This is a genomic window from Haemophilus sp. 27098_8_127, from assembly GCF_041433495.1.
Taxonomy (GTDB): domain Bacteria; phylum Pseudomonadota; class Gammaproteobacteria; order Enterobacterales; family Pasteurellaceae; genus Haemophilus_D.
Map to the genome: position 1 here is coordinate 278,894 of NZ_JAPWBP010000003.1, position 22,538 is coordinate 301,431.

Here is a 22,538-nt window from a genome sequence, read left to right on the forward strand (position 1 = left end):
GGGGCAGAATGGCATTATTAGATGTAAAAGAGCTTTCTGTTCACTTTGGTGATGAAAAAGCACCTTTTAAAGCGGTGGATCGTATTAGCTACCAAGTTAATCAAGGCGAAGTATTAGGCATTGTTGGAGAGTCTGGCTCGGGGAAATCAGTGAGTTCCCTTGCAGTGATGGGCTTGATTGATTTTCCCGGGCGTGTTTCAGCGAAAGGCCTAGAATTTGAAGGAAAAGATCTCTTAAGCTTACCGGCAAAAGAAAAGCGGGAATTAGTTGGGGCTGATATAGCTATGATCTTCCAAGACCCAATGACAAGCTTAAATCCTGCTTATACAGTAGGTTTCCAAATTATGGAAGCCATCAAAGCGCATCAAGGCGGCAGCAAAAAAGAACGCCGTGAACGCACCTTAGAGCTATTACGCTTAGTGGGTATTCCTGATCCTGAATCGCGAATTGATGTTTATCCGCACCAGCTTTCTGGCGGGATGAGCCAACGCGTTATGATTGCTATGGCGATAGCGTGTAAACCGAGATTGCTCATTGCAGATGAACCAACCACAGCACTGGATGTGACTATTCAAGCACAAATTGTAGATTTGCTACTTGAGTTACAGCAAAAAGAATGTATGTCGTTGATTCTGATCACGCATGATCTTGCGTTAGTCGCAGAAGCGGCACATCGTATTATTGTGATGTATGCAGGACAAGTAGTGGAAGAAGGGCGGGCGGAAGATATTTTCCGTGAGCCAAAACATCCTTACACTCAAGCGTTATTGCGTTCTTTACCGGAGTTTGCAGAGGGTAAATCTCGTTTACAATCTTTACCCGGAGTGGTGCCAGGTAAATACGATCGCCCACAAGGTTGTTTGTTAAATCCACGCTGTCCGTATGCGACCGATCTTTGTCGAAGTGTTGAACCTGAATTGCGTCAAATAGGAAATCGACAAGTAAAATGTCACACCCCATTAAATGCCCAAGGAGAACCAAGCAATGTCTAATGTCGCACAAAAAAATGCACCATTGCTTAATGCTATTGGGCTGAAGAAATATTATCCTGTCAAAAAAGGGATGTTTGCTAAAACACAGCAAGTGAAAGCATTAGATGGTGTGTCTTTTTCCTTAGAACGTGGTAAAACCCTTGCGGTGGTAGGCGAGTCTGGTTGTGGTAAATCGACACTAGGCCGTCTTTTGACGATGATAGAAGAACCGACAGAAGGTGAGTTGTACTACAACGGGCAAAATTTCTTAGAGAATGATCACGAAACGAAAGCATTGCGCCGTCAGAAAATCCAAATCGTGTTTCAAAACCCTTATGCATCACTAAATCCGCGTAAGAAAATCGGCACAATTTTGGAAGAGCCTTTAGTCATCAATACTAATCTATCGGCAAAAGAACGTAAAGAAAAAGTATTGTCCATGATGGCGAAAGTGGGATTGCGTGCAGAGTTTTATGATCGCTATCCACATATGTTTTCGGGCGGACAACGTCAGCGTATCGCGATTGCTCGTGGTTTAATGCTTGATCCTGACGTGGTTGTAGCGGATGAACCTGTTTCAGCGTTAGACGTATCTGTTCGTGCGCAAGTGCTGAATTTGATGATGGATTTACAAGCTGAGCTTGGTTTATCTTATGTGTTTATTTCCCATGATCTTTCAGTGGTTGAGCATATTGCTGATGAGGTGATGGTGATGTATTTAGGCCGCTGTGTTGAAATGGGCTCAAAAGAGCAGATCTTTGCTAATCCTCAGCATCCTTATACACAAGCGTTACTTTCAGCAACACCAAGATTGTCACCTGAATTACGTCGCCAGCGGATTAAATTAACCGGAGAATTACCAAGTCCGATTAATCCGCCAAAAGGTTGTGCTTTTAATCCGCGTTGTTGGAAAGCGATCGATAAATGTCGAAATGAGCAACCGAAATTGGAAAAATATCCTGATGGTAAGCTAATCGCTTGTTTCCATCTCGATTAGAAAAGAGAAAAGAAAATGACCGCACTTATTGAGTAAGTGCGGTCATTTTTTTAGACATTTTGAGCGCGATAGCGGAAATTGAAGAAGACAAAGATGCCGAGTGCAATCATCGCTAATGCTGCACCGCTAAATCCAATATATTCAAGACCAACATGGCGAGCGATTTGGTTACCAAACAGTGCACCTGCACCAATACCTGCATTGAAAATACCGGAATAAATGGCACTTGCTACGTCCGTTGCATCAGGAGCAAGTTGTAGTACGCGCATTTGTAATGCCAGTCCGATACAAGAGATGCCAATCCCCCAAATAAAAGCAAGGGTAAACATCGTGGCGGTATAACTCGCAGAGGCAAGCATAAATGTTAAAGATATAGCCAGTAAAATCATAGCCCCACTGATAAATTGAGTTGGACCGAAACGGTATAAGCGGTTAAAGATCACACTTGCGGTAATGCCAGAAACCCCAAAAACTAACAAAATTATCGTTGCAAGATTTGGATCGAGTTCGCCGATTTGAACCATAAAGGGTTCAATGTAGGTATAAGCGGTAAAGTGTGCTGAAACAATGATTGCCGTTGTAGCATAAAGTCCAATCAGTAATGGACGTTTTGCTAAAATCGGCAGACTAGATAACGAGCCTGCATTTTTACTTGGTAGATTTGGTAATAAACGCATAATAAATACCATCACAACCAAAGCTAATACGGCAATGATTGCAAAAGTAATACGCCAGCCAACTAATTGACCGACTAAACGGCCTAATGGTAAGCCTAAAATAGTCGCAAGGGATGTACCGATAGCGAGCATACCAATTGCTTGTGTTTTCTTATTCTTCGGTGCCACACGCATCACTAATGATGCGGTAATTGCCCAGAAGAGTGAATGCGCTACCGCAATACACATACGAGCAATGAGAAGAATCCAATAATTCCACGCAATGACTGAGATAATATGGCCGATGATAAAAATAACGAAAAGTTTCAGCAATAAGCCTTTACGTTCCATATCACCTGTCGCGAGCATGGCGGGTAAAGACATAATCATAACCGTCCAAGCATAAACGGTCATCATTAAACCTACATCGGAGCTTTGCATATCAAAACTTTGTCCGATGTCAGTGAGTAACGCAACTGGCACAAATTCCGTGGTATTAAAAATAAAAGCGGCGCAAGCCATGATGACTACGCGCCAATATTGGGTTCTTTCTGCTTTCTGATAAAATGACATTATTTTAATTTCTCTTTAATTAATTCTTTCAATTGATGACGAAAGTTTTGGTCAATATTCACCTTATACTGTGGTGAGTAGCAACTATCGAAAAAGCGAATAGGCAATGCCAGCTTTTTGTATTTTTCGTTAGTGGATCTTAAGGTTAAATTGACATCACATTGTACATTATCTAAATCAATGGCTCCAGAACCATCCGCCAAAAGTGCGGTTGTTTTTAAGTTTATTTTATCGACTTTGAGTAAATGATTTTCGAATGAAAGACTTGATTCAAAACGCTCATAAGGAGTGTTCATATTTCTACTTGCGGTTAAATCGCTGTTGTAATTAATTGGTAAATACTGCGCTGCCATATCTAGTAGATTAAGTCCTAAAAGTTCACCATCACGTGCATTAAAATCAAATTTCCCTTGAGCTAATTCTGAATTTGCAAAAGCTAATTGAACATTAAAATCACTTGTGCCCGTCATGGTTTGAGGAAAATTAAGTAGCGCTAACAACTGTGTTAACGGAAAATTTTTACCAGAAAAATTGACCGCACTTTTTTGCAGATAGCTACTAAATTTGAGTACGGCAAGACAATTCGTGGTGCATGTCGGTCGAATGTAACCAATGGCAAGTTTCTGTGGTTTCGTTAAATCAGCATGAATTTCAATATAGCCTAATTTTTGCTGATTGAATTGAACGTCATCAAATTGAATAAGCGATTCACCTTCCTGGCGAAGGGCGATATTTCCTTTGTTAAAAAGAAAATCAAAGGTTGCGGTGTTGCCATAAATAGGTTTTTCAAGGTTCACCCAAATATGGTTGCTACCATTAAAAGTAAGATCTTTTGTTAAAAATTGTTTGAGTGCAAAATCTGAAAATGCCATGCGGATATTGGCTGAATTCAATGCATTTTCAGTAAAGCGGGCTTGCTGGATTTGAATTTCGTCAATCGTTGGATTCCCAAAAACGAGTGAAATAAAAGGTAATTTTCCTTCAATTTTTTGTGCAGAAATCGCGTGATATTTAACCTTTTCTAAGGAAATAACAGGCTGTGGAAAGAGGCTAATACTTACCGTTTCAAGTTGAATATCTCGTTTCGTCAGTTGTTCGGTCAAAAGACTCTTAGCTTGTTGAAGTTGAACATAAAAAAAAGCAAAGATCGCAAACAGCACGATCAACAGGCTAATTGCGATCTTTTTCATAGATTAATCCTCATTAATTCGGCTCGCTACCGCATTTTGCTGATGTTTATATTTGGCATCTTTACGGCTGGTGTACGGACGTGCAGCTGGGCCACTTAATACTTCAAAACTTAAAGCACCAATCACCATATTGGGACGTAATGCTAAAGGTAATTTGCCGGAGTTATAGAATTCCAACACAATTTTGCCTTCCCAACCTGGATCGATACGATGTGCGGTTACATGTACCATTAAACCTAAACGAGCAAGTGAAGAACGACCATCTAGCCAACCGATAATATTGGCAGGGAGTTTCACTGACTCCAATGTGGTTGCTAATGCCAACATACCAGGATGTAAGAAGAAGGCTTCATCATCACCGATAATAATTTCGTCACTCATTACTGATTCAAGTTGAGCAGAGACTTCTTCTTTCGGGCCACTTAAATCAATATAAGGTGCGGAATGTTCACGAAATACGCGAAATGAATTGCCTAAACGCACATCAATGGTTGCCCCATTGATTTTGTCATTTTCAGGACGAGGCGTTAAAGAAATAATGCCATCATCTAGATAGCGTTCGATATCGGTATCGCAAAGACGCATGATTTTTCCTATTTTTGGTTTAATAAATGAAGAATTTGAGCTTTTAACATATTAATCGCAATACGGTTTTTACCACCGCGCGGAATCACGATATCCGCATATTGTTTTGATGGTTCGATAAATTGCATAAACATTGGGCGCACAGTTGCACGATATTGATCAATCACAGATTGTAATGAACGACCACGTTCTTCCATATCACGTTGTAAACGACGGATAAAACAAATGTCTAATGGCGTATCCACGAACACAGAAATATCGGCTAATTGGCGAACTCGCTCATCAGTAAGCAATAAGATGCCTTCTAAAATAACAATTTTTTTCGGGGTGAAGTGTTTGGTTTCGCCTGTTCTGGTATGCTCAACATAACTGTAGACAGGAACATCCACAGCAGTTCCGTTTTTTAAGTCTTTTAAGTGTTGAATAAGTAAATCTCTGTCCATTGAACTCGGGTGGTCATAGTTGGTTTTTACTCGCTCACTCATCTCTAAATGGCTTTGATCTTTATAGTAGCTGTCTTCAGCAATAATCCCAATTTCTTCACAACCTAAGTCGTTGCAAAGTTCTTTATGAACGGTGGAAGCAATGGAGCTTTTGCCTGAAGCGGATGCCCCCGTGATAGCGATGATAATACAAGATGAGTCTGACATAGAACGACCTCAAAAACGGAAGGTAAAAATTACAAGGATTATAAAGAAAAATCAGTTTAAATTCACCTTTCTTTTTTATTTAAATTTTTTAAATTTGTGAAGTAGTTCACGGAATTTTTTTTCGTTTTCGCTTACGATGTGCTCGTTTTTATTATTTCATCAGTGTTATTTATGAGGAGTGTACGATGAAAATGAATAAAATTTCTCTCTCCATTTCAACCGCACTTTTAGCAGCAGGCTTCATGACATCATCAGCCGTTAATGCTCAAGGGCGTTTAGTGGTGTATTGTAGTGCGACTAACATTCTTTGTGAAACGACAACCAAAGCGTTTGGCGAAAAATATGATGTGAAAACTTCATTCATTCGCAACGGTTCAGGCAGTACGTTTGCAAAAGTTGAAGCGGAAAAAAATAACCCTCAAGCAGACGTTTGGTTTGGTGGTACATTCGACCCTCAAGCTCAAGCGGCAGAGTTGGGTTTAATCGAACCTTATAAATCTAAACACATTGATGAAATTGTTGAACGTTTCCGTGATCCAGCGAAAACCAAAGGACATTATGTATCCGCTATTTACATGGGTATCTTAGGTTTTGGTGTGAATACCGAGCGTTTAGCAAAATTAGGTATTAAAGAAGTACCAAAATGCTGGAAAGATTTAACTGATCCTCGCTTAAAAGGCGAAGTGCAAATTGCTGACCCACAAAGTGCAGGTACAGCATACACTGCGTTGGCTACTTTCGTTCAACTTTGGGGCGAAGAAAAAGCCTTTGATTTCTTAAAAGCATTACATCCAAACGTATCGCAATACACCAAATCAGGTGTCACTCCATCTCGTAATGCGGCACGTGGTGAAACTGCGGTAGGTATCGGTTTCTTACACGATTACGCACTTGAAAAACGTCAAGGTGCGCCGTTGGAATTAGTGGTACCTTGTGAAGGTACGGGCTACGAGTTAGGTGGCGTAAGTATCTTAAAAGGTGCGCGTAACATCGATAACGCAAAATTATTCGTGGATTGGGCATTATCTAAAGAAGGTCAAGAGTTAGCGTGGAAACAAGGTGACTCTTTACAAATCTTAACTAACACCACAGCGGAACAATCACCAACTGCGTTTGATCCAAATAAACTTAACCTCATCAATTATGACTTTGAAAAATACGGTGCAACCGAACAACGCAAAGCCTTAATTGAAAAATGGGTTCAAGACGTTAAATTAGCGAAATAATGTTTAAAGTGCGGTTGAAAAACATGAGATTTTTTGACCGCACTTTTACCATTTTAGCCCCACTAGATAGATTTTTACGTGGGTTTCTACGATGAGCGTATTAGCTTATCTTATTTTATAAACACAGGAGTGGACCAATGAAAATGTCTAACGTTGCTTTAGCACTTTCTGGTGTTGTATTTGGTGGCGTGTTGCTAAGCTCTCACGCATCTGCTGCAGAAGGTCGTTTAGTGGTTTATTGTAGTGCACAAAATACGATGTGCGAGCAAGAAACCATGGCTTTTGAGAAAAAATACGGAATCAAAACTAGTTTTATCCGTGGTGGTACAGGCACAATTTTAGCCAAAATTGATGCTGAGAAAGACAACCCTCAAGGGGATGTGTGGTATGGCGGTACGCTTGATCCGCATTCTCAAGCGGGTGAAATGGGCTTACTTGAAGCGTATAAGTCACCAAATCTTGCACAAATTCCTGAACAGTTTAGAGACCCAGCTAAAATTAAAGGCAACTATTCCTCCGCGATTTATCTCGGTGTATTAGGCTTCGGTATTAACCCAGAACGTTTGAAAAAACTCAATTTGCCGACACCAAAATGTTGGAAAGATCTAGCCGATCCTGCGTACCGTAATGAGATCCAAGCAGCTGATCCACAAAGTTCTGGAACAGGTTATACACAATTAGCCACCTATATCCAACTTTGGGGCGAGGATGAAGCATTCAAATATCTCAAAGAACTCAATAAAAACGTTTCCCAATATACCAAATCCGGTAACACCGCAACCCGTAATACAGCGCGTGGTGAAACCGCAATCGGAATTGGTTTTTTACATGAATATTCTTTAGAGAAAGCAAAAGGCGCACCAGTTGAATTAGTTGTTCCTTGCGAAGGTACAGGCTATGAAATTGGTGGCGTGAGCATTATTAAAGGTGCAAGAAACCTTGAAAATGCGAAATTATTTGTGGATTGGGCGTTATCAAAAGAAGCTCAAGAGTTAACCTGGAAAAAAGGGGAAGCGTATTCTATTTTAACCAATAGCACTGCTGAGCAATCGCCTTATGCGCTCGATTTTAAATCCATCAATTTAATTAATTATGATTTTGACAAATACGGCTCAAGTGATTTACGTAAACGTTTGATCACAAAATGGGTTGATGATGTTAAATTAGCAAAATAATGATGTATACATAGCGAAATAATAGCTATTATATTATTTCGCTTTTTTTCTTTTATGCGAGGTTGTATGAACGCAAATAAACTTCCTATTATCCAATCAGCGAACTTTTGGATAATTCTTGCAGTGATTGCATTTCTTCTTCTGCCTTCCCACGCTTTAGATTATGGCTTGTTTGAAAGCACAAGCGATGAATACCTAGGTGCAATGGGGTGGTCTTCATTAAATATTACGGCATTATGGTTTTTACCGGTTCTTTTATACGGATTGATGCCACTTCTTAAATTGCCTAAGGATACACAAGCGAAAGCAGAGCTATATCTTATTGCAGCAGCGACATTATTTATCTTTGTCAGTGCAACAATTTGTAAAGTCAGCATGGGTTATTCAGTGATTGTATTAATCGCCAGTTTAACCGCATTAGCAACATTTTCCTTCGCAAAATTAAAAGTGATGCAAGGGGATAAATTTATTATCGCCTCTTTACTTTGCATTATCTTATTAATTTTCTTCTTCATCGTTTACCCGACATTGGCCATCTTTGTTTCAATGTTCTATGACGGTGATACTTTTGCACCACAACAAGTGATGCGAATTTTGACTCAAAGCTACATTGTACGTGTGATTAGTAACTCGCTATTCTTATCAGGCTTTGTAGGTATCGTATCAACGATTTTCGGTTTAGCATTTGCACTTTATACCACCCGTATTGCACGTAGAACGGCATTCATTGGTAAAATTTTCTCTATTTTACCTATCGTAACTCCACCATTCGTTGTGGGTTTAGGGGTAACATTGATGCTTGGTCGTTCTGGTTATGTGACTGAGTTCTTAGCTTCAACATTTGGATTTGAGAACCACAACTGGTTATACGGTTTTAACGGGATTGCCATTGCGCAGATTCTTGCATTTGCACCGATTTCATTCATGATTTTAGATGGAGCATTAAAATCGGTTCATCCATCAATTGAAGAAGCCTCTTACACCTTGCGTGCAAATCGTTACCAAACTTTCTTCAATATCATCTTCCCATTATTACGTCCAGCATTGGCAAACTCATTTTTAATCGTGTTTATCCAATCCTTAGCGGACTTTAGTAACCCGTTAGTATTAGGCGGTAGCTTTGACGTCATCGCGACACAAATCTACTTCTATATCGCAGGCTCACAATTAGATTATGCTTCAGCAAGTACCTTAGGTTCGATGCTTTTAATCTTCTCATTAGCCGTATTTATCATCCAATATATTTGGATTGGTAACCGTTCTTATGTAACCGTTTCAGGTAAATCCTATCGCGGTGACGTACAAGATTTACCAACCGGCTTAAAATATACCATCATCGGTATGCTTGGTTTCTGGGTACTCTTTAACTTAGCGTTATACGGCAGTATTTTCTACGGTAGTTTCACCGTAAACTGGGGTGTGGATTACACCTTAACCTTGAGAAACTATGCGATGTTATTCGGCCAAGGTTTAAGCGATGGGGCATGGCCATCATTGATTAATACCTTAATCTATGCAGGAATTGCCGCACCATTGACCGCACTTTTCGGTTTATTAATTGCCTATATTGTGGTGCGTAAAGATTTCCAAGGTAAAAAATCCCTTGAGTTCTTAACTATGCTTTGTTTTGCGGTACCAGGAACCGTTGCAGGGGTATCTTATATTTTAGCCTTTAACAATGCGCCACTTTACATTACAGGTACAAGCATTATCGTGATCATTTCAATGGTGATGCGTGATTTACCAATCGGTATGCGTGCAGCCATCGCAGGTCTTGGTCAATTAGATAAATCACTCGATGAAGCGTCTCTTTCTTTAAAAGGTAGCTCATGGAAAACATTATGGTTTATCGTTTTACCATTGTTAAAACCAGCGTTACTTTCAGCCTTGGTCACCAGCTTCGTTCGTGCGATGACTACCGTGAGTGCGATTATCTTCTTAGTCACCGCTGATACACGTGTGGCAACAGCCTATATTTTAAACCGTGTAGAAGATGGTGAATATGGTGTTGCTATCGCATACGGTTCAATTTTAATCATCGTGATGATGGCCATTATTTTATTCTTTGACTGGATTGTGGGTGATACCCGAATTTCCCGTTCTAAAGCGAAAAAAATGAATTAACTCGTTAAGTTGTAGGTAAATATTATGAGTAATAATGATTTCTTAGTATTAAAAAATATCACCAAATCTTTTGGTAAATCCACAGTCATTGATAATTTAGATTTAACCATTAAACGTGGCACCATGGTGACCTTATTAGGGCCATCTGGTTGTGGTAAAACCACGGTGTTACGTTTAGTGGCAGGCTTAGAAAACCCAACTTCAGGTCAGATTTTTATCGATGGTGAAGATGTAACCAAATCATCTATTCAAAATCGTGATATTTGTATCGTATTCCAATCTTATGCGTTATTCCCACACATGAGTATCGGTGATAACGTTGGCTATGGTTTACGTATGCAAGGAGTGGGTAAAGAAGAGCGTGCTAAACGTGTAAAAGAAGCGTTAGAATTGGTTGACTTAGCGGGTTTTGAAGATCGTTTTGTGGATCAAATTTCGGGTGGTCAACAACAACGTGTGGCATTAGCACGTGCGTTAGTGTTAAAACCAAAAGTATTACTTTTTGATGAACCATTAAGTAACTTGGATGCAAACTTACGTCGTTCTATGCGTGAAAAAATCCGTGAATTACAACAAAGTTTAGGTATTACCTCACTTTATGTGACTCATGACCAAACGGAAGCATTTGCGGTATCCGATGAAGTTATTGTGATGAATAAAGGTAAAATCATGCAAAAAGCGCCAGCAAAAGAGCTTTATTTGCGTCCAAATTCTTTATTCCTTGCAAACTTCATGGGCGAATCAAGCATCTTTGAAGGTAAATTAGAAAATGGCACCATTGACGTGAATGGCTACAAATTACCATTAAGTAATGCGGCGCAATTTAATTTACCGGATGGTGAATGCTTAGTGGGCGTTCGTCCTGAAGCGATTTACTTAAAAGCAGAAGGCGAGGCAGCACAACAATGTGAAATCAAGAGTGCAGTCTATATGGGTAACCACTGGGAAGTGGTGGCAATTTGGGCAGGCAAAGAATTGCTCATTAACACCAAACCAGAAGACTTCAATGCTGATCTCAAACAAGCTTATGTGAATTTCTCTGAACAAGGTATTTTCTTGCTGAAGAAAGAGAAATAATATCAATTTAAAGGCGTATGGAAGCATACGCCTTTTCTTTTAAAATCCTTTCAAAATTGACCGCACTTTTCCGCTCATTTTTACTTTATCCAACAGAGCTGTATAATGTCTCGCTTTTGAATATAAACGATATAAGGGGAAAGCTCATGATTAAAACCGATACCTTACCGCAATTTTTGCGTAACAAAGTGACGGAAAACGATGCTTTTGGTCTCGTAGAGGGCTTGTGCCAATTATTACGTAGCAGCCCCACAGAAAAAATTTCTCCGACCTTGCATTTATTTAAGTTTATCTTAAAGAACGATAAAGAATTAGGCTATTCTGTTTCGAAATTATTATGCGGTTGGTTATGTGGTTTACGCCTTTATCCGTTGTTTATTAGTAGTGGGATTCTTACGCGTGGCGGTTTTGGGCAAGAAATGAAAACGCGTATTTATGAGCGTTTTAACCCGTCTTTTAAAGATATTAATGATTTACGTGATATTTTTTATTTATTGTTTAGCGATAAAAATGATGCCCGCTGGATTGATGCCGTCCCATTAAAAACATGGCGAGGCGTATTTGGTGTTTTAACCCGTTATACAGAACAAAAAGATCGTGAACGGTTAAAAAATCATATTGAAAGTGAAGGGCTATTTGCCATTGAAATGCTTTCAATTTGGATTGCGGCTGAAGATATGGATCCTGAGTTGATGCGAATGGAGCCCTCTCTGTTGAATGCGGATTCACCTTTTGTGGCATTGCATCATGAAGTGGTTGATTGGGTAGAGGCGCGTCGCCAATCAACGGCTTTTGATGATAGCCATTTACAGGTAATGTTTGATCAATGTAAGGCATTGATTATTGGCTTACAGAAACGTGGGGCAGTAGTGGGATCGTCCTTAAATACGGCGTATTTATTGGAACGTCTTTCCCAGACTTTAGAACGATTAGAAACCTTGATGGCGATTTTTGTTTCAAATCGCTATTTACCGCGTCGAATCTTATTATTAACCGGTTGTTTTGCCCGTGCGGCAGCGGAACGTCATAGTATTTCTCGACTATGGAAACAAAGCTCAGGATTAATGGCTCGTAGTGTTACGCAGAATGCCGGCGATCATGGTGAGCATTACATTACGAGAGATAAAAAAGAGTATTGGGCAATGTTTTATTCTGCAGCGGGCGGTGGAGTGTTAATTGCACTAATGGCGTTATTTAAAACCTATCTAGGTAGCATCATTGATGACAAAGTCTGGAAAGGGATTGCAGAAGGTTTAAATTACGGCTTAGGTTTCATGGTGATCTTTATGCTGCATTTCACGGTGGCAACCAAACAGCCAGCCATGACAGCCGCTCGCTTTGCTGAAGCAGTTGAAAAAACGCCTCAAGGTAAAACCGTCAATATGAAATTAGCCCAATTATTAGTGGATGTATTTCGTTCTCAAAGTATTGCTGTGCTAGGTAATGTGCTCATTGCGATGGGATTAGCCGCATTGATTGCGTTTGGTTACCAATATAAAACAGGTGAACCATTGATGAATGCTGATCAAATCGCGTATCAATTACATAGTATTGATCCTTTTGCGGGAACCTTATGGTTTGCCGCCATTGCGGGGGTATGGTTATTCTGTTCAGGGATTATTTCGGGCTATTTTGATAACCGTAGCAATTATTTGAATATGCGTATGCGTTTAACTCAGCATCCGTTATTGAAAAAACTAATGTCTGAGAAGACTCGCGTTAAATTTGCTAATTATATGCATGAGAATTATGGCTCGCTAATTGGTAACCTTTGCTTTGGTATGCTGCTTGGGATTACCGGTGTGGTGGGGTACTTAACGCATCTTCCGTTAGATATTCGTCATGTGGCATTTTCATCTGCAAATGTGGGCTATATTGCCGTGAGCGGACATTTTACCTATTCATTGCTTTTACAATGCATTGCTTTTGTATTGTTGATTGGTTTAGTGAATTTAATTGTCAGTTTTTCATTAACGCTTTGGGTTGCATTGCGTTCTTTGAATGCGGAAATTGATAGCTGGTGGCCAATTTGGCATGAAGTTTGCCAAATTGTGAAAAAACGACCATTGAGCTTATTTCTTCCTGTTCAATTAGATAAATAATCGACTTAAGTGCGGTCAAAAATATCAACGTTTTTGACCGCACTTTCTTTTCGCACAATTTAATTTGCGTTATCATGTTGCTCATCTAATGCGATAACTTTATGAATTATTCTAATGAAACCAACATTTCTTGAACTTCGTCACCTAAGAACCTTGCTTGCTTTGAAGGAAACAGGCAGCGTTTCGATGGCGGCAAAACGTGTTTATTTAACACAATCGGCACTTTCTCATCAAATTAAGTTAATGGAAGAGCAATTCGGCTTACCTTTGTTTGAGCGTAAAAGTAATCCATTGCGTTTTACCGCAGCTGGCGATCGTTTGATTCGTCTTGCCAATGAAATTCTTCCGAAAGTGGTAGATGCAGAACGTGAACTTGCACGTGTAAAACACGGTGATGCAGGGCAGTTGCGAATTGCAGTGGAGTGTCATACCTGTTTCGACTGGTTAATGCCTGCGATGGATGAATTTCGTCAGCATTGGAGCTTGGTAGAATTGGATATTGTGTCTGGTTTCCACACTGATCCGGTTGGATTGTTATTATCTCATCGTGCAGATTGGGCTATCGTGTCTGAAGTTGAACAAAATGATGATGTTTTATTTAAGCCGTTATTTTCTTATGAAATGGTGGGAATCTGTTCTAAAGATCATCCATTAGCCAATAAAGAGGTTTGGCAGGCGGAAGATTTCGCTGAAGAAACTTGGGTAACCTATCCTGTTCCTGATGATATGTTAGATTTATATCGTCAAGTGTTGAAACCAAAAGGTATTAATCCGCCACGTCGTACAACGGAGCTAACGATCGCCTTGATCCAATTAGTAGCGAGTCGTCGAGGCATTGCTACCGTACCTTATTGGGCGGCATTACCTTATTTAGAAAAAGGGTATGTGGTGGCGCGTAAAATTACAGAAGAAGGGTTGTACAGTAATCTCTATGCCGCGATTCGTAAAGAAGATGCTAATTTAGCTTATATCGAAGATTTCCATCAAACAGTAAAAGCACAAAGTTTTTCGACCTTACCTGGTTTGTCTGTTTTAGAGTTGTAGTAGGTCAATATGTCAGAAGTAGTGACAGAAAATCCCATCAAAGCCGCAGCAAAAGCGGCATTTCCTTACAGCATGCCAATGCTTGCCGGCTTTTTATTTTTAGGCATAGCATACGGCATTTACATGAAAGCACTTGGATTCGGTGTTTGGTTCCCCGTTGCAATGGCAGCACTCATTTATGCGGGCTCCGTGGAATTTATTGCAGCCGCCGCCTTAGTTATGCCTTTTTCGCCTTTAAGTGTTGCGTTGGTTACGCTGATGGTAAGTGGTCGCCAAATTTTTTATGGCATTTCCATGTTAGAAAAATATGGTGCTCAACTCGGAAAAAAACGTTGGTATTTAATTAGTACCCTAGTCGATGAAAGTTTTTCCCTTAACTATATGGCGAAGATTCCCGATCATTTAGATAAAGGCTGGTATATGTTCTTTGTCAGTTTTTATCTCCATCTTTATTGGGTTGTAGGAGCGGGATTAGGTAATCTATTTGGTTCAATCATTCCTTTTGATTTAAAAGGGGTAGAGTTTGGTATGACTGCACTTTTCCTGGTGATTTTTGCTGAAAACTGGCTTAAAGAGAAATCTCATGAAAGCTCATTATTAGGTTTAGGTGTGGCTTTTGCATCGCTATTAATTGTTGGGAAAGAGCATTTTTTAGTGCCAACACTCATTAGTATTTGGATTCTATTAACCGTAAGACGACCGAAACTTTCATCTAAATTGGAGGCACTAAAATGACATTGATGGAACAAATTATCACCATTGTGATTTGTATTGTGTGCGTACAATTTACTCGATTATTGCCATTCTGGATCTTTCCCGCCAATCGCCCGATTCCAGACTATATTCGTTACCTTGGCAAAGTATTGCCTGCGGCGATGTTTGGGATGTTAGTGGTGTATTGCTATAAAAATGTGGATGTATTGAGTGGTTATCACGGTTTGCCCGATTTCATTGCAGGTGCTTTGGTATTGGGGTTACATTTCTGGAAAAAGAACATGTTTCTTTCTATCTCGGCAGGCACAATTTTTTATATGTTTTTAGTGCAAAAAGTCTTTATCTAAGCGAATGTTGAGCGAAATAAAAATTTCTTGATATTGCAATCGGTTGCCTTTATTTCGCCTCTTTTCCTCGATTCCAAAATCTTTTATGATGCCGCCTCAATCATTGTTGACGGAGAGATTTATGGAATTTAATTTCATCGAATTATTAGGCTATTTGGCAACATTCTTTGTGGCTGTGTCTTTTTTATTTAAATCGATTGTTCACTTGAGAGTTGTTAATGCAATTGGAGCGGTACTTTTTGTCATTTACAGTTTGATCATCAAATCTTATCCAGTTGCGCTTCTAAACGCATTCTTAGTTTTCGTTAACTTATATCAACTTTATCGTTTGAAAAAAGAGCAGCCGGCATCAAAAGTGCTTAAATAATTGACCGCACTTTTCCACGATTTACCCCCATATTTGATATAACGCAATCACCAGTGGCATAGTAAACATACAAAGCAGCGTCGTTACACCATAGATGGCGCTGGCTTTCTGTGGATTGTTGTTATAAATCACCGCCATTTGTGTGACAGTTGAAGCTGATGGGCTCGTGGTTGCTAAAAAGCTAATCAACACAATAATTTCCCCTTTTTCAGCCCAACGTACAAACCCAATCAACTTTATTAATACCAATAATGCAATCGGAATAAGTAACAAGCGCAAAAGTGTGACTAAATAAATGCGTTTGGATGATACGATGCTCCGTAAAGGTATTGCCGCAATCAGCATACCCGCAACAAGCATGGCATTTGGGCCAATAAACAAACCGATGGAAGAGAGTGTGCCATTGATAATACTTGGTAATTTTATTTGAAAAGCAAATAAAAATGCTCCGACGAGAATTGACCAAATATTGATGTTTTTGGCAATCATCTTCAAGGATAAATTTCCTTTTCCTACAATAATCAAACGGCAATGCGTCCAAAATAGAAAGGTTTGCACCACAATAAAACAGCTGGCGTAAATCACCCATTCTTTGCCAAATAACGACATCACAATCGGAATAATTAAATTACCAGAATTGGAATAAATGGAAGTGGCATGTTCAATAGGATCAAGGTTTAATAGGTGCTTTAACAGACTGCCAATAATAATCAGAATAACCTGAAGAAACACCGCCATAAACAGTGAAAGCTGTAAACCTTGTAGAATTTCAGGCGTGTAATCAATTTGAAAGGCTTCAATCATCACTGCAGGACTGATGACATAAAGCCCAATAACGGAAAGCGTCTTGCTATCTTCAGATTTTAATAATTTTGATTTAACCAACCCATAACCAATAAGCACAATAAGTGTCAGTTCAATAATTTTAGTGCCGAGTAAAAATGCAATGTCCATAGTGAATATTGATGAGAGAAATTAGTGCTATGAAAGAAGAAAAGGGCAAATAATTTGCCCTTTAAATTGATTTAGGTTACTCCCATTCGATAGTTGCTGGAGGTTTTCCGCTGATGTCATATACTACGCGAGAAATGCCATTCACTTCGTTGATGATGCGGTTAGACACTTTGCCTAATAAATCATAAGGCAAATGTGCCCAATGTGCGGTCATAAAGTCGATGGTTTCTACTGCACGTAGCGAGATTACCCAGTCATATTTACGGCCATCACCCATTACGCCTACAGATTTCACAGGTAAGAACACGCTGAAGGCTTGACTGGTTTTTTCATACCAACCGCTGTTGCGTAATTCTTCGATAAAGATCGCATCGGCACGGCGCAATAAATCGCAGTATTCTTTTTTCACTTCGCCTAATACACGTACGCCTAAACCCGGGCCAGGGAATGGGTGACGGTTGATCATTTCAGCCGGTAAGCCTAATGCTAAACCGATTTTACGTACTTCATCTTTAAACAATTCACGTAACGGTTCAACTAAGCCTAATTTCATATAATCCGGCAAACCACCTACGTTGTGGTGTGATTTAATTACATGTGCTTTACCGGTTTTGCTAGCTGCAGATTCGATTACGTCAGGATAAATCGTACCTTGTGCCAACCATTTCACGTTAGTGAGTTTTTTCGATTCATCATCGAACACATCCACGAATACTTTACCGATAATTTTACGTTTTGCTTCAGGATCGGATACACCAGCAAGCTCGCCTAAGAAACGGCTTTCTGCATCAACACGGGTAATGTTCAAGCCGAATTTATCGCCAAACATTTCCATAACTTGGTCGCCTTCATGTAAGCGGAGTAAGCCGTTATCCACGAATACGCAGTGTAAGTTTTTGCCGATAGCACGGTGTAAAAGTAATGCAACCACAGAAGAGTCCACACCACCAGATAAACCTAAAATCACTTCATCATCGCCCACTTGCTCTTTAATGCGAACAACGGCATCTTCGATAATGTTTTCTGCTGTCCATTTTGTTTCGCAACCACAAATGTTCACTACGAAATTCATTAATAATTCCAAGCCTTTTTTAGTATGGGTTACTTCAGGGTGGAATTGTACGCCGTAGAAACGACGATTTTCGTCAGACATTGCCGCAATTGGACAGGTCGGCGTCGTACCAGTAACTTGGAAGTTTTCTGGTAAACGCGTTACTTTATCGCCATGGCTCATCCATACATCTAATTTGCTGTCACCATCATTTAAATGAGCGAAAAGTGCGGTCGGATTATCCATTAAAACAGAAGCGTAGCCGAATTCACGATGATCAGAGGTCTCAGTTAAACCGCCAAGTTGCATCGCCATGGTTTGCATACCGTAACAAATACCCAATACAGGCACACCGGCATTAAATACATATTCTGGTGCACGCGGACTGTTTTCTTCAGTGGTACTTTCTGGACCGCCAGAAAGAATGATACCGTCTGGATTAAATTCACGGATTTGTTCTTCAGTCACATCCCACGCCCAAAGTTCGCAGTAAACACCAATTTCACGCACACGACGTGCAATCAGTTGAGTATATTGTGAACCAAAGTCGAGGATCAGAATTTTATGGTTGTGGATGTTTGTCATTTTTTACCTTATGTTAGTTTGACGTGGTCATATTGATGTAGGTTCCACCTTGACCATCGCTGATATATTTAATTTTAAATACTTCAGTTTGATTACAGCCTTTTACTGTCCAAGTTTCATATGCTGAATCAACAGTAGATGTTTTAGGGTTGATTTTTGCATCATTGATCTGAGTATGAATTTGTTTTGGTGTACAATTATGGATTGCTCTAAAAGCCAGATTGATATTACGTTCTGTATCTGATTTTAGTAAAGAACTTGCCGTTGTTTCTCCAGTATAAGTTGGTCCGAAAAGCGCACAACTTGATATGATAAACGGAATGAGTAATGCTAGTTTTTTCATTTTAGTCCTTTTAGTTGCCCAAAATATTTCAAAAGAGCGGTTAAATAAACCGCTCTTTTATCAATTAGCCCATACGATAGTTTGGCGCTTCTTTAGTAATAGTTACATCGTGAACATGGCTTTCTTTAATACCCGCACCACTGATGCGAACAAATTCCGCTTTTGTACGTAATTCTTCGATGGTTGCGCAGCCGGTTAAGCCCATGCAAGAACGTAAGCCACCCATTTGTTGGTGGATGATTTCTTTTAAGTAACCTTTATATGGAATACGGCCTTCGATACCTTCTGGTACGAGTTTGTCTGCCGCGTTATCTGATTGGAAGTAACGGTCTGAAGAGCCTTTCGCCATCGCACCTAATGAACCCATACCACGGTAAGATTTAAATGCACGACCTTGATAAAGTTCGATTTCACCTGGCGCTTCTTCAGTACCCGCGAACATAGAACCAACCATTACACAGCTCGCACCTGCTGCGATAGCTTTTGCAATATCGCCAGAGAAACGGATACCTCCGTCAGCGATAACTGGAATACCACGATCTTTTAATGCTGCAGCGGCATCTGCGATAGCAGTGATTTGTGGAACACCTACACCAGTCACAATACGCGTTGTACAAATAGAACCTGGTCCGATACCTACTTTTACTGCACTTGCACCCGCATCAGCTAAGGCGATAGCGCCTTCAGCCGTTGCTACGTTACCCGCAACGATAGGTAAATTTGGATATTTTGCACGAGTTTCACGAACGCGTTGTAATACGCCTTCTGAGTGACCATGAGAAGAGTCGATTAACAACACATCAACACCGGCTTTCACTAATGCATCAATACGTTCTTCATTACCTGGACCCGCACCTACAGCCGCACCTACGCGTAAACGACCAAATTCATCTTTACATGCATTTGGTTTTTGTTCCGCTTTTTGGAAGTCTTTAACGGTGATCATGCCTTTTAATTTGAAAGCATCATCTACAACAAGCACTTTCTCTACGCGGTTTTTATGCATTAATTCTAAAATTGTTTCACGGCTTGCACCTTCTTTTACGGTGACTAAGTCTTCTTTCTTCGTCATTAATTGTGAAACGGTTTTACTTAAATCTTTTACGAAACGCGTGTCGCGACCAGTGATGATACCAATCAAGTTATTTTCAGCATCGACAACAGGGTAGCCTGCGAAGCCGTTTTTCTTCACCATTTCAGCAAGTGCTGCAAGGGTTAAATCTGGCGAAACAGTGACAGGTTCAGATACGATACCACTTTCAAATTTTTTCACTTTACGAACACGATCCGCTTGGCGTTCGATCGTCATATTTTTGTGAATAAAGCCGATGCCACCTTCTTGTGCTAAAGAGATCGCTAATTTGGTTTCTGTGACAGTATCCATCGCAGCAGAAAGCATAGGAATATTTAAGCGAATTTCTTTGGTGAGTTGAGTTGAGAGGTTGGCTGTGTTCGGAAGAACAGTTGAATGAGCTGGGACGAGTAGAACGTCGTCAAAAGTCAGAGCTTCTTGTTTGATTCTAAGCATGGCAATATCTCGCTGTTAAAAGTTGTGTCAAAAAATATTGCGCCGGGATTATACAGATTTTTCATGTAGTTGAAAATGAATTTTTTCTCTTTTATGGTAAGATTTGCCAAGGTTTTTATAAGAAGGAATGAATATGTCATCGTTATTGGATTGTTTGTCTGATTGCCAACCTAAAGTGCGGTCAGATTTGATGTCGTTTTTAAATATTACGCCAAATGAATTGGCGCAAGAAATGGCATTATTGAGAGAAGTGGGATTGAATATTCGAGAAGAAAATGAGGTTTATCAGCTTGTGCCAGAAATGCCTTTGTTAAATCCGCAAGCAATTTCGACCGTACTTTCACCTTATTCCGTGCATTATCATCGAACCATTTCTTCAACAAATGAATTTATAACGAATCAAATTAACCAATTAAAAAAAGGTGATTTGTGTTTGGCAGAATATCAAACAGCAGGGCGGGGACGTCGTGGTCGCCAATGGCTTTCACCGTTTGCAGGGCAGTTAATTTTTAGTTTTTATTGGACTATTGATCCTAAAAAAGCATTGGATGGATTAAGTTTAGTGATTGGTTTAGCGATTGCCGAAGCGTTAAATGCGAAAGTGAAATGGCCAAATGATGTTTTACTTTTGGGGCGAAAGCTGGGTGGTATCTTGGTAGAGATCATTAATAACAAGAATGGTCTGCTAAACTTAGTAGTTGGTATTGGGATCAATGTAAAATTGCCACAATCAACCGAAATTAGTCAGCCGTATGCGCAGCTAACCGAACAGGATCCAAATATAGATCGTGAGACGATCCTTATTAAAGTGATTCAACGCATTTATTCTCGATTAGCTCAATTTGAAGAAAAGGGCATTGATGAGGAATTCATACAACAATGGATAAACCATAATGAATTTTTTGGTGATGAAGTAAATGTCTTTACCGAACAAGGCGCAATTTCAGGTATAGAGCAGGGAATTGATAAACGCGGTTATTTAAAAGTCATAACTGATGAAGGCGAGCGGTATTTTAATGCCGGAGAAGTTTCTTTAAGAAGGAAGTGAATAAAAAGTGCGGTCAAAATTAACCGCACTTTTATATGTATGCTAAACCACTTTCTGAATAAGTGCTGAAATGTCATCTGCAAATTTTTTATTTTTTGCCATTTGCTCAATTTCCTCAGCAGAATATTTTTCACCGTTATACACGACAACCATACTGAGATCATTAGGTTGCAAGAAATGTGTTTCACCGAACTCAGTATAACGGGTGGCACCAATACTAATAATCGCTTGTTTCGGATAGTTTGCTAGCTCTAATAAAGAGGCAATATGATTCATCGGTCCTTCATCGGGTTGATTGTTCATTCTATCCACGATCCAATCTAATAATTGTTGGTGGAAATAGCTATAACCAATCGCTGGACTGTCAATGCCATAAGTATTGAGTTCGTCATTGCGTTTATGGAAGCAAGCAATACGATATTGATCAATTTCGCTTCCTTTAATAAAGGAAGAAAGTGGAATCAGTTTGGATGAAATACCTTTGCTTGCCTCGCCCCAGTTTTTCTTTTCACAGATTTTTTTCGCATTAGGGCGACGAATAGAGCAATCATTATAGGCTGCAAAATAGCGCGGGATAATTTTCTCAACTTGATTTCCTTTATAGATAAGCTCACAAATAAGTGCAATTTCAGGTTCAATTTGCAGATTATCTGCGCCTTGTGGAAAATTAATTTGATTGTGACTTAAAGGATAGGTAGAAAGAAAGCCCGCTTTTTCACTTGGTACATAAAAAGGGAAAATCGCTTTTGGTTGAATGGCATTTTCTGTTTTTACTTGAGTGAAATCAGCCGCCTCGCCGGCTTGCTCTAAATGACCTGCGAAATTTCCTGCCACACCGAAACCAATCATTTGCTCAAAATTCATAACTACCTCGTTAGAATGCTTACTCTTTGGAGGTAATTTACCTTGAATATTGAACAAAGACAATTCACTTTGATGATTAAATCATCAGACAAGAAAAAAATTGAATTTTTTTGTAAAAAAGCACTTGCAAAGAATTCTGAAATGCCTATAATACGCCCCACACAACGACGCGCTGTTGTGACTCTTAAGGAAAACCAGTGCGTCGTTCTTTTTTGCTCTTTAACAATATATCAGACAATCTGTGTGGGCACTTGTTGATTGACTTGTTTTAAAAATATTTTTTAATTTTGAAGTCTTAATAGGTGCTAACTAGAAATTCATATACTTTTTAAGTAGTGACATTTTATGTCAGCAGTATTGAGCGATT

21 protein-coding genes are annotated in these 22,538 nt (G+C 39.6%); 12 read left to right on the forward strand and 9 right to left on the reverse strand.

The annotated features are described in order from the left end of the window. Nucleotides 1-8: 8 nt before the first annotated feature. On the forward strand, nucleotides 9-992 hold the full coding sequence (gene dppD, locus O3746_RS05705; RefSeq protein ID WP_005699545.1) for a dipeptide ABC transporter ATP-binding protein: 984 nt from the start codon (nucleotides 9-11) through the stop codon (nucleotides 990-992). After that, nucleotides 985-1,968, forward strand: a complete 984-nt coding sequence (locus O3746_RS05710) for a peptide ABC transporter ATP-binding protein (RefSeq protein WP_049374404.1) — start codon at nucleotides 985-987, stop codon at nucleotides 1,966-1,968. The genes dppD and O3746_RS05710 overlap by 8 nt, the downstream gene beginning before the upstream one ends. A gap of 50 nt (nucleotides 1,969-2,018) precedes the next feature. On the opposite strand, the gene O3746_RS05715 is transcribed toward O3746_RS05710, so the two are convergent. From O3746_RS05715 to udk, 4 genes are read right to left on the reverse strand one after another with little or no spacing between them, the layout of a single operon-like run. Beyond that, entirely contained in the window at nucleotides 2,019-3,197 is a 1,179-nt protein-coding gene (locus O3746_RS05715; RefSeq protein ID WP_049374405.1) for a sugar transporter, read from the reverse strand. Next, nucleotides 3,197-4,387, reverse strand: a complete 1,191-nt coding sequence (locus tag O3746_RS05720) for an AsmA-like C-terminal region-containing protein (RefSeq protein WP_049374406.1) — start codon at nucleotides 4,385-4,387, stop codon at nucleotides 3,197-3,199. The genes O3746_RS05715 and O3746_RS05720 overlap by 1 nt, the downstream gene beginning before the upstream one ends. Nucleotides 4,388-4,390: 3 nt before the next feature. After that, entirely contained in the window at nucleotides 4,391-4,972 is a 582-nt protein-coding gene (gene dcd / locus O3746_RS05725) for a dCTP deaminase (protein ID WP_005696382.1), read from the reverse strand. A gap of 8 nt (nucleotides 4,973-4,980) precedes the next feature. Further along, the gene (gene udk, locus O3746_RS05730) at nucleotides 4,981-5,622 is read right to left on the reverse strand and encodes a uridine kinase (protein ID WP_049374407.1); all 642 of its coding nucleotides are present in this window, start codon (nucleotides 5,620-5,622) and stop codon (nucleotides 4,981-4,983) included. Nucleotides 5,623-5,807: 185 nt separating this feature from the next. Here udk and O3746_RS05735 point away from each other — a divergent pair, with 185 nt between their 5' ends. The 9 genes from O3746_RS05735 (at nucleotide 5,808) to O3746_RS05775 (ending at nucleotide 15,798) form a co-directional block, all read left to right on the forward strand. Continuing rightward, nucleotides 5,808-6,848, forward strand: a complete 1,041-nt coding sequence (locus tag O3746_RS05735; RefSeq protein ID WP_005697792.1) for an ABC transporter substrate-binding protein — start codon at nucleotides 5,808-5,810, stop codon at nucleotides 6,846-6,848. A 137-nt stretch (nucleotides 6,849-6,985) separates the two neighbouring features. Next, nucleotides 6,986-8,023, forward strand: coding sequence for an ABC transporter substrate-binding protein (locus tag O3746_RS05740; protein ID WP_005696379.1), 1,038 nt, complete (start codon nucleotides 6,986-6,988; stop codon nucleotides 8,021-8,023). A 66-nt stretch (nucleotides 8,024-8,089) separates the two neighbouring features. Then, nucleotides 8,090-10,147 carry an iron ABC transporter permease gene (locus O3746_RS05745; protein ID WP_070591171.1) on the forward strand — a complete coding sequence of 686 codons (2,058 nt, stop codon included), beginning with the start codon at nucleotides 8,090-8,092 and terminating at the stop codon, nucleotides 10,145-10,147. 24 nt (nucleotides 10,148-10,171) lie between these two features. Then, nucleotides 10,172-11,224 (forward strand): ferric ABC transporter ATP-binding protein, encoded by a 1,053-nt coding sequence (fbpC, locus tag O3746_RS05750; protein WP_005697795.1) that lies wholly within the window; start codon nucleotides 10,172-10,174, stop codon nucleotides 11,222-11,224. Between the two features lie 146 nt (nucleotides 11,225-11,370). After that, the gene (locus O3746_RS05755; protein ID WP_070591169.1) at nucleotides 11,371-13,326 is read left to right on the forward strand and encodes a site-specific recombinase; all 1,956 of its coding nucleotides are present in this window, start codon (nucleotides 11,371-11,373) and stop codon (nucleotides 13,324-13,326) included. A 114-nt stretch (nucleotides 13,327-13,440) separates the two neighbouring features. After that, on the forward strand, nucleotides 13,441-14,370 hold the full coding sequence (locus O3746_RS05760; RefSeq protein WP_005697769.1) for a LysR family transcriptional regulator: 930 nt from the start codon (nucleotides 13,441-13,443) through the stop codon (nucleotides 14,368-14,370). 9 nt (nucleotides 14,371-14,379) lie between these two features. After that, nucleotides 14,380-15,105, forward strand: a complete 726-nt coding sequence (gene azlC / locus O3746_RS05765) for an azaleucine resistance protein AzlC (protein ID WP_049362213.1) — start codon at nucleotides 14,380-14,382, stop codon at nucleotides 15,103-15,105. Beyond that, the gene (locus O3746_RS05770) at nucleotides 15,102-15,431 is read left to right on the forward strand and encodes a branched-chain amino acid transporter permease (RefSeq protein WP_014065151.1); all 330 of its coding nucleotides are present in this window, start codon (nucleotides 15,102-15,104) and stop codon (nucleotides 15,429-15,431) included. The genes azlC and O3746_RS05770 overlap by 4 nt, the downstream gene beginning before the upstream one ends. 121 nt (nucleotides 15,432-15,552) lie before the next feature. After that, entirely contained in the window at nucleotides 15,553-15,798 is a 246-nt protein-coding gene (locus O3746_RS05775; protein ID WP_049384779.1) for a YgjV family protein, read from the forward strand. Nucleotides 15,799-15,819: 21 nt separating this feature from the next. Here O3746_RS05775 and O3746_RS05780 read toward each other — a convergent pair whose 3' ends face one another. From O3746_RS05780 to guaB, 4 genes are all read right to left on the reverse strand, one after another. After that, entirely contained in the window at nucleotides 15,820-16,752 is a 933-nt protein-coding gene (locus O3746_RS05780; protein ID WP_049384780.1) for an AEC family transporter, read from the reverse strand. 76 nt (nucleotides 16,753-16,828) lie between these two features. Further along, entirely contained in the window at nucleotides 16,829-18,388 is a 1,560-nt protein-coding gene (guaA, locus tag O3746_RS05785; protein ID WP_049384781.1) for a glutamine-hydrolyzing GMP synthase, read from the reverse strand. Between the two features lie 13 nt (nucleotides 18,389-18,401). Continuing rightward, the gene (locus O3746_RS05790) at nucleotides 18,402-18,731 is read right to left on the reverse strand and encodes a hypothetical protein (RefSeq protein ID WP_049365428.1); all 330 of its coding nucleotides are present in this window, start codon (nucleotides 18,729-18,731) and stop codon (nucleotides 18,402-18,404) included. Between the two features lie 64 nt (nucleotides 18,732-18,795). Beyond that, the gene (guaB, locus tag O3746_RS05795) at nucleotides 18,796-20,259 is read right to left on the reverse strand and encodes an IMP dehydrogenase (protein WP_049384782.1); all 1,464 of its coding nucleotides are present in this window, start codon (nucleotides 20,257-20,259) and stop codon (nucleotides 18,796-18,798) included. A 133-nt stretch (nucleotides 20,260-20,392) separates the two neighbouring features. On the opposite strand from guaB, the gene birA reads away from it, so the two are divergent. Continuing rightward, entirely contained in the window at nucleotides 20,393-21,307 is a 915-nt protein-coding gene (gene birA / locus O3746_RS05800) for a bifunctional biotin--[acetyl-CoA-carboxylase] ligase/biotin operon repressor BirA (protein WP_049384783.1), read from the forward strand. Nucleotides 21,308-21,349: 42 nt separating this feature from the next. Here birA and O3746_RS05805 read toward each other — a convergent pair whose 3' ends face one another. Beyond that, the gene (locus O3746_RS05805; protein ID WP_049384784.1) at nucleotides 21,350-22,171 is read right to left on the reverse strand and encodes a DUF5718 family protein; all 822 of its coding nucleotides are present in this window, start codon (nucleotides 22,169-22,171) and stop codon (nucleotides 21,350-21,352) included. Nucleotides 22,172-22,538: the final 367 nt, after the last annotated feature.